This window comes from Enterobacter soli, from assembly GCF_964208575.1.
In the GTDB taxonomy this organism is placed as follows: Bacteria; Pseudomonadota; Gammaproteobacteria; order Enterobacterales; family Enterobacteriaceae; genus Enterobacter; species Enterobacter soli_A.
Map to the genome: position 1 here is coordinate 72,356 of NZ_CAXOFU010000003.1, position 15,066 is coordinate 87,421.

Annotated in this window: 16 protein-coding genes; 8 read left to right on the plus strand and 8 right to left on the minus strand. The window is 57.9% G+C overall.

Annotated features, from left to right (window positions below; all coding sequences use genetic code 11):
- Positions 1 to 245: 245 nt before the first annotated feature.
- The 3 genes from AB6V08_RS03790 to nfsA form a co-directional block, all read right to left on the minus strand.
- On the minus strand, positions 246 to 722 hold the full coding sequence (locus tag AB6V08_RS03790) for a YbjN domain-containing protein (RefSeq protein ID WP_368541438.1): 477 nt from the start codon (positions 720 to 722) through the stop codon (positions 246 to 248).
- Between the two features lie 62 nt (positions 723 to 784).
- Entirely contained in the window at positions 785 to 1,687 is a 903-nt protein-coding gene (rimK, locus tag AB6V08_RS03795) for a 30S ribosomal protein S6--L-glutamate ligase (RefSeq protein ID WP_368541439.1), read from the minus strand.
- A 69-nt stretch (positions 1,688 to 1,756) separates the two neighbouring features.
- Positions 1,757 to 2,479 (minus strand): nitroreductase NfsA, encoded by a 723-nt coding sequence (gene nfsA / locus AB6V08_RS03800; protein ID WP_368541440.1) that lies wholly within the window; start codon positions 2,477 to 2,479, stop codon positions 1,757 to 1,759.
- A gap of 186 nt (positions 2,480 to 2,665) precedes the next feature.
- Here nfsA and AB6V08_RS03805 point away from each other — a divergent pair, with 186 nt between their 5' ends.
- Positions 2,666 to 2,935: a GrxA family glutaredoxin gene (locus tag AB6V08_RS03805; RefSeq protein WP_014069504.1), complete on the plus strand. Its 270-nt coding sequence runs from the start codon at positions 2,666 to 2,668 to the stop codon at positions 2,933 to 2,935.
- Positions 2,936 to 2,964: 29 nt separating this feature from the next.
- Here the strand turns inward: AB6V08_RS03805 and AB6V08_RS03810 are convergent, their stop codons facing one another.
- Positions 2,965 to 3,339: an inner membrane protein YbjM gene (locus tag AB6V08_RS03810; RefSeq protein WP_368541441.1), complete on the minus strand. Its 375-nt coding sequence runs from the start codon at positions 3,337 to 3,339 to the stop codon at positions 2,965 to 2,967.
- Between the two features lie 274 nt (positions 3,340 to 3,613).
- Here AB6V08_RS03810 and AB6V08_RS03815 point away from each other — a divergent pair, with 274 nt between their 5' ends.
- Complete coding sequence (locus AB6V08_RS03815; RefSeq protein WP_368541442.1) at positions 3,614 to 5,299, plus strand: aspartate:alanine antiporter; 1,686 nt, start codon at positions 3,614 to 3,616, stop codon at positions 5,297 to 5,299.
- A 161-nt stretch (positions 5,300 to 5,460) separates the two neighbouring features.
- Here AB6V08_RS03815 and AB6V08_RS03820 read toward each other — a convergent pair whose 3' ends face one another.
- Complete coding sequence (locus AB6V08_RS03820; protein WP_368541443.1) at positions 5,461 to 6,003, minus strand: TetR/AcrR family transcriptional regulator; 543 nt, start codon at positions 6,001 to 6,003, stop codon at positions 5,461 to 5,463.
- An 82-nt stretch (positions 6,004 to 6,085) separates the two neighbouring features.
- Between AB6V08_RS03820 and AB6V08_RS03825 the strand changes: the two genes are divergently transcribed.
- Together AB6V08_RS03825 and AB6V08_RS03830 are read left to right on the plus strand one after the other, a co-directional pair.
- The gene (locus AB6V08_RS03825) at positions 6,086 to 7,300 is read left to right on the plus strand and encodes an MFS transporter (RefSeq protein WP_368541444.1); all 1,215 of its coding nucleotides are present in this window, start codon (positions 6,086 to 6,088) and stop codon (positions 7,298 to 7,300) included.
- Entirely contained in the window at positions 7,290 to 8,102 is an 813-nt protein-coding gene (locus tag AB6V08_RS03830) for a Cof-type HAD-IIB family hydrolase (RefSeq protein WP_368541445.1), read from the plus strand. Before AB6V08_RS03825 ends, AB6V08_RS03830 begins: the two co-directional genes overlap by 11 nt.
- Positions 8,103 to 8,139: 37 nt before the next feature.
- Here AB6V08_RS03830 and AB6V08_RS03835 read toward each other — a convergent pair whose 3' ends face one another.
- Positions 8,140 to 9,372, minus strand: coding sequence for an MFS transporter (locus AB6V08_RS03835; RefSeq protein WP_368541446.1), 1,233 nt, complete (start codon positions 9,370 to 9,372; stop codon positions 8,140 to 8,142).
- A 168-nt stretch (positions 9,373 to 9,540) separates the two neighbouring features.
- On the opposite strand from AB6V08_RS03835, the gene AB6V08_RS03840 reads away from it, so the two are divergent.
- The 3 genes from AB6V08_RS03840 (at position 9,541) to deoR (ending at position 11,714) form a co-directional block, all read left to right on the plus strand.
- On the plus strand, positions 9,541 to 10,269 hold the full coding sequence (locus tag AB6V08_RS03840; protein WP_368541448.1) for a phosphatase PAP2 family protein: 729 nt from the start codon (positions 9,541 to 9,543) through the stop codon (positions 10,267 to 10,269).
- A gap of 7 nt (positions 10,270 to 10,276) precedes the next feature.
- Positions 10,277 to 10,885 carry an undecaprenyl-diphosphate phosphatase gene (gene ybjG / locus AB6V08_RS03845; protein ID WP_368541450.1) on the plus strand — a complete coding sequence of 203 codons (609 nt, stop codon included), beginning with the start codon at positions 10,277 to 10,279 and terminating at the stop codon, positions 10,883 to 10,885.
- 70 nt (positions 10,886 to 10,955) lie between these two features.
- The gene (gene deoR / locus AB6V08_RS03850; RefSeq protein WP_368541451.1) at positions 10,956 to 11,714 is read left to right on the plus strand and encodes a DNA-binding transcriptional repressor DeoR; all 759 of its coding nucleotides are present in this window, start codon (positions 10,956 to 10,958) and stop codon (positions 11,712 to 11,714) included.
- A 67-nt stretch (positions 11,715 to 11,781) separates the two neighbouring features.
- Here deoR and dacC read toward each other — a convergent pair whose 3' ends face one another.
- On the minus strand, positions 11,782 to 12,987 hold the full coding sequence (gene dacC / locus AB6V08_RS03855; RefSeq protein WP_368541452.1) for a serine-type D-Ala-D-Ala carboxypeptidase: 1,206 nt from the start codon (positions 12,985 to 12,987) through the stop codon (positions 11,782 to 11,784).
- A gap of 257 nt (positions 12,988 to 13,244) precedes the next feature.
- Between dacC and AB6V08_RS03860 the strand changes: the two genes are divergently transcribed.
- Positions 13,245 to 13,871 (plus strand): glutathione S-transferase family protein, encoded by a 627-nt coding sequence (locus AB6V08_RS03860; protein ID WP_368541453.1) that lies wholly within the window; start codon positions 13,245 to 13,247, stop codon positions 13,869 to 13,871.
- Here the strand turns inward: AB6V08_RS03860 and AB6V08_RS03865 are convergent, their stop codons facing one another.
- Positions 13,872 to 14,990, minus strand: a complete 1,119-nt coding sequence (locus tag AB6V08_RS03865; RefSeq protein ID WP_368541455.1) for a PQQ-dependent sugar dehydrogenase — start codon at positions 14,988 to 14,990, stop codon at positions 13,872 to 13,874.
- Positions 14,991 to 15,066: the final 76 nt, after the last annotated feature.

Genomic DNA, 15,066 nt, shown 5'->3' on the forward strand with positions numbered 1-15,066 from the left:
AAGAAATTTTCCGGCAGTAATCGCTCGCTTTTTAAAGCATCGCAAGAATAACTGTAGCCTGTGGATCAGGCTATAGCCCAGACGAAAAAACGCCTTTTATCAATTTTTTATGCACATTATGTCTATGTGATAAGCCGAAATGGCCTTGAGGGAGGTGAATAAATCTTTAATGAAAGGTTAAATGCAGCAGAAAAAATGGCGTTATGCAGCCGCTCTGGCAGCGACTGCGCAAAAGTCAAACAGCGCTAGTGGAGAAAATTGGGAGATGCATCATTATTCTCTGACTCTTCTTCGTTGCCATACAGCAGATGGTGTGCGCTGGCTTCCAGCATCACCATGGAGATCTGCTCTTCGCTCAGGCGCATAAACCAGGAGAACTGTTTAAACGACACCCCGGCACCGGAGAATAAAGACTGGCAAACCACCAGCTTCGGCAGATTATCGTCCTGTATGTCCAGAAATGCTTTCACGGTCAAAGAACTCGCGTTGATCGCAGACAGATCGGACGCCAGCGCCAGCAGCGCAGAAGGTTTAACTTCAGCGAGGGCCGAAAAAAGAATAACGTCGTTGATCAGATCGATTTTCGCATCGAACACGCCGTCGAAATTTTGCATGTGCGGCAGGTGCAGAGCCTGACAAGAATCGCACTCGAAATAGGTGATACCGGCATCATCGAGCCATTGACGTAACGTATCCAGAGTGGGAACGACCTGTAATTCCATAGCAGTGCAGCCTCTTAAAATAAACTTCGCCTAGATTACGCAAAAAGTGCGCTGTAATCCATTTAACCGCCCGTTTTAAGGCAAAATCCCGGCGTCGCGTGCCGCTCGATCCAGGCGATCATTTTACCCGCGATATCGACGCCCGTGGTTTTCTCCACCCCTTCCAGACCCGGTGAGGCGTTAACCTCCATGACCAGCGGGCCGCGCGTGGCGCGCAGAAGATCGACCCCCGCCACGTCCAGCCCCAGGGTCTGCGCCGCTTTTACCGCGATGTCGCGCTCGCGATCGCTGATGTCCGCGATTCGCGCCACGCCGCCGCGGTGCAGGTTCGAGCGGAAATCGCCCTCTTTCGCCTGGCGCTCAATGGCGGCCACCACTTCGTCACCGACCACGAAGCAGCGAATATCCCGCCCTTTGGCCTCTTCGATGTACTCCTGCACCAGAATATGGGCGTTGAGGCCGCGAAAGGCGTCAATAACGCTCTCTGCCGCCTGACGCGTTTCGGCCAGCACCACGCCGATGCCCTGGGTGCCTTCCACCAGCTTGATCACCAGCGGCGCGCCGCCGACCATGTCAATCAGATCGCTGGTGTCGTCCGGGGAGTGCGCAATGCCGGTCACCGGCAGGTCGATTCCCTGACGGGCCAGCAACTGTAGCGAGCGCAGCTTGTCGCGGGCGCGGGAGATAGCAACGGATTCGTTGAGAGGATAGCTGCCGAGCATTTCAAACTGCCGCAGCGCGGCGGTGCCGTAGTAAGTGATCTGCGAGCCAATGCGCGGGATCACCGCATCGAAATGCGGCAGCCTGCGGCCTTTGTAGTGGATCGACGATGCCGCAGGATCGATGTTCATATAGCAGGACATCGGATCGAGGATTTCAATCTGATGCCCGCGTTTGGCCGCCGCTTCGCGCAGGCGTTTGCATGAATAGAGCGTTCCATCCCGGGACAAAATGGCAATTTTCACCCTGCACCTCTCTAAATACATGGAAAAAGCCTGCGTATCATATACGCAGGCAGGCACAGGATAAATGGACTATCGCGTTGCCCAGCCCTGTTTGTGCAAATAGTCGAGAATAAACGGGCGGTTCTCTTTGATGATGGTGCGACGGATGTGATCGCTCCAGGTATCGCGGCGGTTGTTGCTGTCGCGGGTCAGATAGTAGTTCGCCAGCTCTTCGTCGTACTGATTCAGTACGTCCTGGTCCACCGGCTGGTAGTGGTTTTCGTGCACCAGCATCGCCGCAGGCAGGCGCGGCTTCAGGTCCGGGTTATCCGCCGGCCAGCCGAGGCACAGGCCGAACAGCGGCAGGACGTGTTTAGGCAGCTTCAGCAGCTCGGTGACGGATTCGATATTGTTGCGCAGCCCACCAATGTACACGCCGCCCAGCCCCAGCGACTCTGCGGCGGTAAAGGCGTTTTGCGCCATCAGCGCGGTATCGACCACGCCCAGCAACAGCTGTTCCGCCAGGCCTAATTCAGCCTCCGGGCAGATTTGCAGATGGCGGTTAAAGTCGGCGCAGAACACCCAGAACTCGGCGGCCTGCGCGACGTGCTTCTGCCCGCCCGTCAGGGTCACCAGCTGCTCGCGCATGGCCGGGTCGGTGATGCGAATAATCGAGCTGCACTGCAGGAAGCTTGAGCTGGACGTGGCTCTGGCGCTGTCAATAATCGCGTCGCGCTGCGCCTGGGTAATGGGTTCATCGGTGAAATGGCGAATGGAACGGTGGGAACGCAGCAGGTCAATTGTAGGCGTCATCTTGTCTCTCTCTAGCTCTCTTTACGCGGTATGGCTGCCAGTATAGGCAATGATGTGCGGGATGTAATTGGCGAAACATAGCCCGAAGATATCAATGCGACAGGCGAAACCTTCTTTTCATCACCGTAGGTTATCAGGCAATATAGCTGCTATTCGCCGTCAGGCTTGTTTTTTCAGGAGAGAGATATGTTTGCAGTCATTTTTGGTCGTCCAGGATGCCCTTACTGCGTGCGTGCAAAAGAGCTGGCTGAGAAGCTGACCGAAGAGCGTGATGATTTTAATTTCCGCTACGTGGATATCCACGCGGAAGGGATCAGCAAAGCCGATCTGGAAAAAACCGTGGGTAAACCGGTTGAAACCGTACCGCAGATCTTCCTCGATCAGAAACACATCGGCGGCTGCACTGATTTTGAAGCTTACGCCAAAGAAAACCTGGGCCTGTTTGCCGCCCAGTAACGCGAAGACGCCCTCACCTGAGGGCGTTTTTATTTGTGATGGCGCAGCCTGCCCACGAGGCCGCGGATAAACAAGAAACACAATGCCCCAAGCGCGCACCAGAACACGGCGCTCATCAGCCACGCCAGCTCCTGCCAGAAACTTCTTGATGTTACAAACAGCAAACGCATTAACAGCAGACATAATGGTGCAGCCAGCATGGCGCCGAGCAGCGGCCTGACCACCTCACCTCCGCGTGAAAGGAAACTTGCCGCCGCGCCCGGAAGCGTGAAAAACAGCAGCCCCAGCTCGGGATGGCCTTCCGCTCTGAACGCCCCTTTCACATTAAAGGTTAATGACAGGCACACCACGATGAACAGCAAAAAGCAGCTGACCACACCGGCCCAGTTACGTTTAATGTTCAAACAATCCTCCTGACCAATTCTCTATCAAATACACTTTCGTCCCGAGGACGCCCAGTCAGATAAAGCAGAGTGGCAATCCTTGCCAAAGCCCGCACGCAAGCGCGCGATAATAGGTAGCCGTTGATAGCTAATACGATTAAACTAAACACCGGTTATTGTTTTATGGAATTAATTAAGGGAGTTTGGGAACTAAGAATTTTCCCTAACGCTCAAAACAGTAGCCCAAAAAACCTCTTCATTCAACAACTTACTGGTAAACAAGAAGTTAGCCTCCGTGAATATAAACGTCGCAGACTTGTTAAACGGGAATTACATCCTGTTATTATTTGTGGTACTGGCACTGGGCCTTTGTCTGGGTAAATTGCGCCTGGGTTCAGTTCAACTTGGTAATTCGATTGGTGTTTTGGTCGTTTCATTATTATTAGGTCAGCAACATTTCAGCATTAACACGGACGCGCTCAACCTCGGATTTATGCTGTTTATTTTTTGTGTGGGTGTTGAAGCAGGTCCGAACTTTTTTTCAATTTTCTTCCGCGACGGCAAAAATTATCTGATGCTGGCGCTGGTGATGGTCGGCAGCGCCCTGCTGATCGCCCTCGGCTTAGGCAAACTGTTTGGCTGGGATATCGGCCTGACGGCCGGTATGCTGGCGGGCTCCATGACCTCCACCCCGGTGCTTGTCGGTGCGGGGGATACCCTGCGTCACTCCGGCATGGCGGGTGATTCACTTTCCACGGCGCTCGACCACCTGAGCCTGGGCTATGCCCTGACCTACCTGATTGGTCTGGTGAGCCTGATCGTCGGCGCGCGCTATCTGCCAAAGCTGCAGCATCAGGATTTGCAGACCAGCGCGCAGCAAATCGCCCGCGAGCGCGGCCTGGATACCGACAGCAAGCGCAAAGTCTACCTGCCGGTGATTCGCGCCTACCGCGTCGGCCCGGAGCTGGTGGCCTGGACGGACGGTAAAAACCTGCGCGAGCTGGGCATTTACCGCCAGACCGGCTGCTACATCGAGCGTATCCGCCGTAACGGCATTCTGGCGAACCCGGACGGCGACGCGGTGCTGCAAATGGGCGATGACATCGCGCTGGTGGGCTACCCGGACGCGCACGCGCGCCTCGACCCGAGCTTCCGCAACGGTAAAGAGGTGTTCGACCGCGACCTGCTCGACATGCGTATCGTCACCGAAGAGATCGTGGTGAAAAACCACAACGCCGTGGGCCGCCGCCTGGCGCAGCTCAAGCTGACCGACCACGGCTGCTTCTTAAACCGCGTGATCCGCAGCCAAATTGAGATGCCTATCGACGACAACGTGGTGCTCAACAAGGGCGACGTTTTGCAGGTCAGCGGGGACGCGCGCCGCGTAAAAACCGTGGCCGACCGCATCGGCTTTATCTCCATTCACAGCCAGGTAACGGATCTGCTGGCCTTCTGCGCCTTCTTTATCGTCGGCCTGATGATCGGGATGATCACCTTCCAGTTCAGCAACTTTAGCTTCGGTATCGGTAACGCCGCCGGGCTGCTGTTCGCCGGGATCATGCTCGGCTTCCTGCGAGCGAACCACCCGACCTTCGGCTATATCCCGCAGGGCGCGCTGAACATGGTGAAAGAGTTCGGGCTGATGGTATTTATGGCAGGCGTCGGCTTAAGCGCGGGCAGCGGCATCGGCCACAGCCTGGGCGCCGTCGGCTGGCAGATGCTGGTCTCCGGCCTGATCGTCAGCCTGGTGCCGGTGGTGATCTGCTTCCTGTTCGGCGCCTACGTGCTGCGCATGAACCGCGCCCTGCTCTTCGGCGCGATGATGGGTGCGCGTACCTGTGCCCCCGCAATGGAAATTATCAGCGACACCGCGCGCAGCAACATCCCGGCGCTGGGCTATGCCGGGACGTATGCCATCGCCAACGTGCTGCTGACGCTGGCGGGTACGCTAATCATCATTATCTGGCCGGGACTCGGATAAGTCTCAAGTTTGCGCACGGCAGAAAAAATTTTTGATATGCGCAGAACTTTTTACTCAGGGGGCAGTCATAACTAGTGCCACTGCTTTTCTTTGATGTCCCCAATTTGTGGAGCCCATCAACCCCGCCGTTTTGGTTCAAGGTTGATGGGTTTTTTGTTGCCCTAAATTCCCGCAATTCTCCTCACCATCGCCCCGATCTCATCCCGGGAAAGCGGCTGTCTGTCCGTCACAAAATGCAGCGTCATTCCTTCAATAAACGCGTCCAGCGCGCGGGCGGTTACCGGGTCAAACCACTGTTCGAGCGTGTTCTGGCTCATTTTCATCCAGTCCTGCATTACCGTTTTTAGCGCAGCGCTGCGGTTCATAAAGGCGTAAAGCTGATACATCAGCTCCATGTTTTGCGGCGTGGTGACTTCCGAGCTGTGAATAAGCGTGGTGATGGATTCGCAGGCCATTTCCGGGCCGGTGACGCCCGCAAAAAAGTCGCGATACTGCCGGGACATCTGCTGCGTAAACCACGTGAACGCCTCTTCGAGCAGCGGCTCTTTGCCGTCGAAATAGTAGGTCATCGAGCCCAGGGGCACGCCCGCGCAGCTGGCGATTTTGCGGTGCGTGACGGCATGGATCCCATGTTCGGCAATGGTGTCCAGCGTGGCCTGAAGTATCTTCTCCCGGCGGTTGGGATCGTTCGGTGGTCTGCTCATAAAACCCTCACGTCGTTTGTGTACAAATGTACACAAAGTTGATAGTGTTGTCGCTATTGTTGTACTTCTGGTGGTTATCCCAATGACGTTGAACTCTTCCCGTAAGGCCCTGCGACTGCGCATGTGGGCGCTGTTTATGTTCTTCTTTATTCCCGGGCTGCTGATGGCCTCCTGGGCCACGCGCACGCCTGCGATCCGCGACATCCTGTCGGTCTCCACCGCTGAAATGGGCATCGTGCTGTTTGGCCTGTCGATTGGATCCATGAGCGGCATTCTCTGCTCCGCCTGGCTGGTCAAACGCTTCGGCACGCGGGCGGTGATCCGCACCACCATGTGCTGCGCGGTGTTCGGGATGATGGTGCTGAGCGTGGCGCTGTGGTTTGCCTCTCCGGTGCTGTTTGCCCTCGGGCTGACGGTGTTTGGCGGCAGCTTTGGCGCGGCGGAAGTGGCGATCAACGTCGAAGGGGCCGCGGTCGAGCGCGAGATGAACAAAACGGTGCTGCCGATGATGCACGGCTTTTACAGCCTCGGTACGCTCGCGGGCGCGGGGGTGGGGATGGCCCTGACGGCGTTTGGCATTGCGGCGAACGTGCATATTTTGCTCGCGGCGCTGGTCTGTATTCTTCCCATTCTCACGGGCATCAGGGCCATTCCGAACGGTACCGGGAAAAACTCCGGCGATGAGCAGAAGTCCGCTGAAAAGGGCCTGCCCTTCTACCGCGACATGCAGCTGATGCTGATTGGCGTGGTGGTGCTGGCGATGGCCTTTGCCGAAGGTTCGGCGAACGACTGGCTGCCGCTGCTGATGGTGGACGGTCACGGCTTTAGCCCGACCTCCGGGTCGCTGATTTACGCCGGGTTTACCCTGGGCATGACCGTCGGGCGCTTTACCGGGGGCTGGTTTATCGACCGCTACAGCCGCGTGGCGGTTGTGCGCGCCAGCGCCCTGCTGGGCGGGCTGGGCATCGCGATGATCATCTTTGTAGACGTGGACTGGATCGCCGGGGTATCGGTCATTCTGTGGGGGCTCGGCGCATCGCTTGGCTTCCCGCTGACCATCTCCGCCGCCAGCGACACCGGACCGGATGCCCCGACCCGCGTCAGCGTAGTGGCAACGACCGGCTATCTCGCGTTCCTGGTGGGCCCGCCGCTGCTTGGTTTCCTCGGCGAGCACTACGGGCTGCGCAGCGCGATGCTGGTGGTATTAGGGTTGGTGATGATTGCGGCGCTGGTGGCGCGCGCGGTGGCAAAACCAGAAACAGAACAGACGACACTGGAGAAGGGATATGAGCGTTAAACTGATTGCAGTCGACATGGATGGCACCTTCCTGAACGACGCGAAAACCTACAATCGCGACCGTTTTCGCGCCCAGTACGCGCGCATGAAGGCGCAGGGCATTCGCTTTGTGGTCGCCAGCGGTAACCAGTATTACCAGCTAATTTCGTTCTTCCCGGAGATCGCCCACGAGATTGCCTTCGTTGCCGAAAACGGCGGCTGGGTGGTGAATGCCGGGGAAGACGTATTCAACGGCGAGCTGACGAAAGCCGATTTTGCGACCGTCGCCGCCCTGTTAAACGACGTTCCCGGCATCGAGATCATCGCCTGCGGTAAAGGCAGCGCGTATACGCTTAAAGCCTACGATGACAATTTTAAAGCCATCGCAGCGCTTTACTACCATCGTCTTGAAATGGTGGACAACTTCAACAACCTGAACGATATCTTCTTCAAGTTCGGGCTTAACGTTTCCGACGATGAAATCCCGCGCATTCAGGCGCTGCTGCACGAAAAGCTTGGCGACATCATGGTGCCCGTCACCACCGGCCACGGCAGTATCGACCTGATCATTCCCGGCGTGCATAAGGCCAACGGCCTGCGGATCTTGCAAAAGCATTGGGGCATCGAAGACGGCGAAGTGGTGGCCTTTGGCGACAGCGGGAACGACGTGGAAATGCTGCGCCAGTCCGGGTTCAGCTTTGCGATGGCGAACGCCAGGCCGCACATCAAAGCGGTTGCCCGCTTCGAAGCGCCGCACAATAACGACGAAGGCGTACTGGATGTGATTGATAAAGTGTTGAACGGGGAAGCGCCGTTTAATTAATTCTGGTCCCCTCTCCCACAGGGAGAGGGAATACGTTTTACGGTTGCAATGCGTTCCCGACGCGCTTGTCTTTCAGGAACACCACCATCAGCCCCACCCACAGCAGGCCGTTGGCCAGGTTAAACAGGCTGAACAGCCCGTTCCCGCCCAGCGCGTAGGCGTGTTTGCTCACCTCGATGCCGACGGTGAAGATCAGCATTTGCAGCATCCCCATCGCCGCCGACACCGTGCCTTTGCTCATCTCGCTGGCAAACAGCGTCAGGCGCACCAGCCCGGCGTTCGCAAGGCCGATGCCGAACGCGTAGATGCTCAGCCCGGCGGTCATCCACAGGTAGGCGTGCGACGAGGCCACCGTGGCCACCGCCGCGACAATCAGCCCTGCCATAATCGGCCAGCCGCCCATCACGATCAGCGACCGCACGGTGCGCCGGGACGTAAGGCGCGCCAGCACCAGGTTACCGGCAATCAGCGCGCCGAAAATCGGCACCTGCAGCAGGCCGTACTCGTAGCTGCTGAGCTGCTCGCCGCTGATGATAATCACCGGAGACTGGGCGATCCACGCCAGCAGCGGCAGGCTGACGAACCCTGTCGCCAGCGCTCCCGCCACGAAGCGGACGTTTTTCAGCACTTCTTTATAATCGCGCCCCAGCTCCCTGAGCGACAGCTTCTCGCCCAGGCGCGTGGCGGTTTCCGGCATGGCGCGATGCAGGCCGAAGAAAGAAATCGCAGCCAGCACCGCGAAGAGAACAAACATCCCCTCCCACGGCGCAACGTGAACCCACGCGGCGCCCACCAGCGGGCCAAGCAGCGGCGCAATCAGCGCCACGTTCGCCATCAGCGCGGTGATTTTGATACACACCGCCTCTTCAAACGACTCCTGGATGGCGGCATAGCCCACCGCGCCGATAAAGCACAGGCTCACCCCTTGCAGGAAGCGCAGCAGCGTGAATTGTTCGATGTTCTGCGCCAGCAGCGTGGCGAGGCAGGTCATGATAAACCACACCACGCCCGTCAGCATCACCGGGCGGCGGCCAATACGGTCTGACAGCGGCCCTAGCAGCCACTGCAAAAACATGCCGCCCGCAAGATAGGCAGTCATGGAGGTCGGTACCCACTCGATCCCGGCGTTGTATTGTTCAACAACGGCCAGCATCCCTGGCTGAATCATATCGTTGCCGATATAGGTGGAGAATTCGTAGAGCACCAGACACAGGGGGAAAAGTAACGCCTGACGACCCAGACGATTACCGGAAGAAGAACGGTTTAACATGCAATCTCTTTATGATGAAAAAATCGCGATGAGTGTAATGAAATGCCGCTGTCTGAGATAGCAATTTATCGAGGAGAAACAGAAATAAAGCACACAGCGTAGTTGTTTAAGGTTTCCTTAAGTTGACACCCCTATGATAGCCCTATTTCACGTCACCGACGCTAAATTATGGCACAAACCACCCGCCGTTCAGAATTATCTAAGTTACCGACAAATAAGACAAAACGTCTTTACCCTTTGCCGGCCCGCTTTTATGGTTATCAGCTTTTAGTGCTGATTGCCCTCGCTGTCGTGTTTACCTGGCTGTCGCGCACTGAAACGCTCGACAAATGGATAACCGGCTACTGGTACGACGCGGCGACGCAGAGTTTTCCACTGCAAAAGAATCACCTGCTGGATCTGCTGAACCATCGACTGGCGAAATACATTGCCATTGCGCTCGGTGCCGTGGCGCTGTTTTACGGCGCCTGGACGCGCAACGCGAGGCTGGTGACCGCCGCGCTGCTGATGGGCGTGGGGGCGCTGGCCGTGGGGGTGCTGAAAAGCATCAGCCACCACAGCTGCCCGTGGGATCTGGTGGAGTATGGCGGTAAGGCCGTTTCTTACCCCCTGTTCAGCGCAGCCCCGGCGGACAGCGGCCCCGGACGCTGCTTCCCCGGCGGCCATGCCTCGAGCGGCTTTATGGTGATGGGGCTGTTTTTTGCCTTCTGGCGCGAGCGGCCTCGCCTGGCGTGGAGCCTTGTCGCGCTGGGCTTAGCGTTAGGTCTGGCGATGGGCTACGGCCAGGTGATGCGCGGGGCACATTTTTTCTCTCACAACCTGTGGGCCGGGTGGTGGGTTTGGTTTTCCCAGGTCGCAGTCTACGGACTGGTTTCCGCCTGGTTTGCTAAAGAGTGACAACGCTATGTTAGAGCAACTGAATTACGACCTGTTTTATTGGATCAACGCCACTCCGGCATCCCCGGAATGGATGATTGATTTCGCGACCTTCCTGGCAAAGGATTTGATAAGCATCGTTCCCGTGCTGGCGGCGATCCTCTGGCTGTGGGGGCCGCGCAGCCAGGTTAACGCCCAGCGCCAGCTGATTATCAAAGTTGCCATGGCGCTCGCCGTCAGCGTGCTGGCAAGCTACGCCCTGGGGCTCCTGTTCCCGCACGATCGTCCGTTCGTCGATCGCGTGGGCTACAACTTCCTGCACCACGCGCCGGATGACTCCTTCCCGAGCGATCACGGCACGGTGATTTTCACCTTTGCGCTGGCGTTCCTGTTCTGGCACCGCCTGTGGTCTGGCGCCGTGCTGATGGTGGCGGCGCTGGCGATCGCCTGGTCGCGCGTTTATCTCGGCGTGCACTGGCCGCTGGATATGGTGGGCGGTTTCCTGGTGGGGCTGATTGGCTGCGTGAGCGCGGCGATCCTGTGGAGCCTCTTCGGTCAGGCGCTCTACCGCGGCCTGTCTCAGGCCTATCGGGTTATTTTTGCCATCCCCATCCGCAAAGGCTGGGTGCGTGACTAATCCCGGTCAGACAGGTTACACTTTGAGCCCCCGCCCTGCGGGGGCTCACTTTTTTATACCCTGAGGACATATGGAAACACGACGCGATGACCGCATTGCTCAGCTGCTACAGGCGCTGAAGCGCAGCGACAAGCTGCACCTCAAAGAAGCCGCGAACCTGCTCGGCGTTTCTGAGATGACCATTCGTCGTGACCTGAACAGCGACAGCGCCCCCGTTGTGCTGCTGGGCGGGTATATCGTTCTTGAACCCCGCAGCGCCAGCCACTATCTGATCAGCGATCAAAAAACGCGCCTGGTGGAAGAAAAGCGCAAAGCGGCCCGCGTCGCGGCCTCGCTGGTGCAGCCGCACCAGACGCTGTTTTTCGACTGCGGTACCACCACGCCGTGGATCATTGAGGCGATTGACAGCAGCCTGCCCTTCACCGCCGTCTGCTATTCCCTGAATACCTTTCTCGCCTTGCAGGAAAAGCCCGAGTGCCGCGTGATCCTCTGCGGCGGCGAGTTCCACGCCAGCAATGCCATCTTTAAGCCGCTGAATCTGCACGATACCCTGAGCAATTTATGCCCGGACATTGCCTTTTACTCCGCGGCAGGGGTGAACGTGCAGCAGGGCGCGACCTGCTTTAACCTGGAAGAGCTTCCGGTGAAGCACTGGGCCTTGAACGCGGCGCAGTACCACGTGCTGGTGGTGGATCACAGCAAGTTCGGCAAGGTTCGTTCGGCGAGAATGGGCGAGCTGTCGCGCTTTGATGCGATCGTGAGCGATTGCCGTCCGGATGACGAGCTGGCGGCTCACGCCAAAGCGCAGCAGATAAAGTTGATGTATTGAAAGGGGTGCGGTCTGATGCCCGCACCCCGGCCCTCTCCCTATGGAAGAGGGGGAAACGGATTAAAGATTAGCTAAACCAGCTGCCAAACCATCCGTGGAATTTCATCAGCACGAAGTCCCACATCCGGCTAAAGAAGCCGCCTTCTTCGACTGCCTCCATCACGATCAGCGGACGCTGCTCGATGGATTTGCCGTTAAGCTGGAAGTCAATTGTCCCCACGACCTGACCTTTTTTCAGCGGTGCGGTCAGCTGCTTGTCGGTCAGGGTGTAGCTCGCCTTCAGGTTTTTAAGCTGTCCGCGTGGAATGGTCACGGAGCCCGCTTCACCGGCGCCCAGGTTAACCTCGCTCTTGTCACCAAACCAGACGCGCTGGGTGATGAAGGTGGCGTCCGGCTTAATCGGCGTCACGGTTTCGAAGAAGCGGAAGCCCCAGGTCAGCAGTTTTTCGGACTCGTTAAAGCGAATGCGGTCGGTTTTGGTGCCCAGCACCACGGAGATCAGGCGCATATCGCCCTGCGTCGCGGAGGCCACCAGGTTGTAGCCCGCCCCTGCCGTCGTTCCGGTCTTCATCCCATCGACGTTCACATTGCTGCTCCACAGCAGACGGTTGCGGTTCGGCTGGCGGATTTTGTTGAAGGTAAACTCTTTCTCTTTGTGGATGGCGTATTCTTCCGGCACGTCGTGGATCAGGGCTTTGCCCAGCAGCGCCATGTCGCGCGCGGTGCTGAACTGGCCCGGCGCATCAAGGCCGTGGACGGTTTTAAAGGTGGTGTTGGTCAGGCCAAGCTTCTGGGCGTAGCCGTTCATCAGGCCGATAAAGGAGTCCTGGCTGCCCGCCACGTAGTCCGCCAGCGCGATACAGGCGTCGTTACCCGACTGGATAATCACCCCTTTGTTTAAATCCGCTACCGATACCTGATCGCCAGGCTTCAGGAACATCACCGAGGAGCCGCGAAGCGCAGGGTTGCCGGTCGCCCAGGCATCTTTTCCGATGGTGACCATGTCCTCAAGCTTGATCTTGCCCGCTTTCAACGCCTGGCCGACCACGTAGCTGGTCATGATTTTGGTCAGGCTCGCCGGATCAAGCTGCTCGTCGGCGTTACCTTCCGCCAGCACTTTGCCGCTGGCGTAGTCCATTAATATCCAGGCACGCGCGTCAACGGGCGGCGCTTCGGGAGCCGTCTGTTCTGCTGCGTAAAGTGTCGGAGCAAAAAGGAAAAGGAGCGCAGAGCCTGCCGCCAGGCTGCGCAGAGAAGAAGTTTTTCGCGTCATAAATGCCACCCGAGTGTCCATTTCAAAAATTACGTCACATCACCGTGTCGCAAGAAGCGATGAGTAATAGCGCACTAAAACTGTTAAAGAAACCTAAACCAGGTAAAGTTTTTAAAGTTTATGCAATAACAGCCGGATACGCTTCGGTTGACGCGATTTTTTTGTCTTCTGTTGCGTAATTGTTAGCTTTATCTCACCATGTCAAATCGCTGGCGCTGATTCACATCTCAGGTTGTTTGACTATTTCGGGAGTTAATATGATTACGCTGTGGGGCAGGAACAATTCAACCAACGTTAAGAAAGTTCTCTGGACGCTGGAAGAGCTGGATTTACCGTTTAATCAGATTATGGCGGGCTTGCAGTACGGAGTGAATAAAGAGGCCGAATATCTGGCCATGAACCCAAACGGGCTGGTGCCGCTGCTGCGCGACGACGAAACGGGCATCACGCTCTGGGAATCTAACACCATCGTGCGCTACCTTGCCGCCCAGTATGGTCAGAGCCGCCTGTGGGTCGATAGCCCGGCGGAGCGCGCCCAGGGCGAAAAGTGGATGGACTGGGCCAACCAGACCCTCTCGCCAACCCACAGGGTGATCCTGATGGGCCTTATCCGCACCCCGGAAGCCGAGCGCGACTACCCCGCCATTCACGCCGCGCAGGACGCCTGCGAATCGCTGTTCGCCCTGATGGACAACGAGCTGGCGAACCATAAATGGTTTTCCGGCGAGGCCTTCGGCGTGGGCGATATCGCCGTGGCGCCGTTCGTGTGGAATCTGACCAACATGGGGCTGAAGTGGGCGCCGCGCCCTCACCTCGAACGCTGGATCAAACAGCTGAGCGAGCGCCCGGCGTACCAGAACACGGTAATGACCCCGGTTAGCTAATTACGACGCGGACGGGCTGACCTTCAGCAGATGCCCGTCCGATTCGTCCGTCAGGACGTACAGCGCGCCGTCCGGCCCGACCCGCACATCGCGAATACGTTCCCCTCTCTCCTCCAGAATGCGCCCGTCCTCCGTTACCTTATTGCCGTCAACGCTCAGCACGATGACCGACTTCTCTTTCAGCGCCCCAACGAAGAGTTTGTTTTTCCACTGCGGGTAAACGTCGCTGTTGTAGAACGCCATGCCGCTCACCGCGGGCGACACTTTCCAGACAAACAGCGGCGGCTCGGTGCCCTCGGCGTGCTCGCCCTTCGCCTCGGGAATTTTCAGCCCGCTGTAGTTGATGCCGTGCGTCGCCAGCGGCCAGCCGTAGTTTTTGCCTTTTTCCGGGATGTTGATCTCATCCCCGCCGCGCGGGCCGTGCTCGTTGAGCCACAGGACGTCGCTCCACGGGTTCATCGCCATTCCCTGCGGATTGCGGATGCCATAGGACCAGATTTCAGGCCGCGCGCCGGCGGTCTTCACGAACGGATTATCCGCCGGGACCTTACCGTCCTCGGTCAGACGCACCACCTTCCCCTGCAGCTTGTCCAGATCCTGCGCCGTCGGGCGCTGGTTGTTCTCGCCGAGGCCGATAAACAGATAGCCTTTGCCGTCAAACACCAGACGGCCGCCGAAATGGTTGCCGGTGGAGAGCTTCGGCATCTGGCGGAACACCACCTGGAAGCCCTCGATGCGCGACAGATCCTCACTCAGGCGGCCATAGCCCACCGCCGTCCCCGCCTTCCCGTCGCTCCCCGCTTCGGCGTAGCTGAGCCAGATACGCCGGGATTTTTCAAAATCAGGCGCCAGCACCACGTCCAGCAGGCCGCCCTGTCCGTTCGCCCACACCTTCGGCACGCCAACGATCGGATCGGAAAGCCCTTTGCCCGCCTGCCAGTGCTTAAGCTGCCCGTCGCGCAGGGTGACCAGCAGCCCTTTATTGTCCGGCAAAAATGCCAGCGACCAGGGGTGATCCAGCTTGCTTTGCAGCACCTCAACCTTTACCGCCTGAGGCGCAGCGAGAAGGGAAACGGGAAATAACAGCACGGGCAGGAAAATCAGCGAGGATCGATGCATAACGCGCTCCTTTATCAGCATATGGCTTAAAGGTTAGCCACTGAGGCCCGGCGCGTTATCACTTTTACAAAAGCTT

Bases quoted from the DNA above. Each gene is read 5' to 3' on its own strand.
- AB6V08_RS03830 (WP_368541445.1), top strand. From the start codon at position 7,290: ATGAGCGTTAAACTGATTGCAGTCGACATGGATGGCACCTTCCTGAAC.
- AB6V08_RS03805 (WP_014069504.1), top strand. From the start codon at position 2,666: ATGTTTGCAGTCATTTTTGGTCGTCCAGGATGCCCTTACTGCGTGCGT.
- AB6V08_RS03865 (WP_368541455.1), bottom strand. From the start codon at position 14,990: ATGCATCGATCCTCGCTGATTTTCCTGCCCGTGCTGTTATTTCCCGTT.
- nfsA (WP_368541440.1), bottom strand. From the start codon at position 2,479: ATGACGCCTACAATTGACCTGCTGCGTTCCCACCGTTCCATTCGCCAT.
- ybjG (WP_368541450.1), top strand. From the start codon at position 10,277: ATGTTAGAGCAACTGAATTACGACCTGTTTTATTGGATCAACGCCACT.
- AB6V08_RS03835 (WP_368541446.1), bottom strand. From the start codon at position 9,372: ATGTTAAACCGTTCTTCTTCCGGTAATCGTCTGGGTCGTCAGGCGTTA.
- AB6V08_RS03825 (WP_368541444.1), top strand. From the start codon at position 6,086: ATGACGTTGAACTCTTCCCGTAAGGCCCTGCGACTGCGCATGTGGGCG.
- dacC (WP_368541452.1), bottom strand. From the start codon at position 12,987: ATGACGCGAAAAACTTCTTCTCTGCGCAGCCTGGCGGCAGGCTCTGCG.
- AB6V08_RS03790 (WP_368541438.1), bottom strand. From the start codon at position 722: ATGGAATTACAGGTCGTTCCCACTCTGGATACGTTACGTCAATGGCTC.
- AB6V08_RS03820 (WP_368541443.1), bottom strand. From the start codon at position 6,003: ATGAGCAGACCACCGAACGATCCCAACCGCCGGGAGAAGATACTTCAG.
- AB6V08_RS03840 (WP_368541448.1), top strand. From the start codon at position 9,541: ATGGCACAAACCACCCGCCGTTCAGAATTATCTAAGTTACCGACAAAT.
- deoR (WP_368541451.1), top strand. From the start codon at position 10,956: ATGGAAACACGACGCGATGACCGCATTGCTCAGCTGCTACAGGCGCTG.
- AB6V08_RS03860 (WP_368541453.1), top strand. From the start codon at position 13,245: ATGATTACGCTGTGGGGCAGGAACAATTCAACCAACGTTAAGAAAGTT.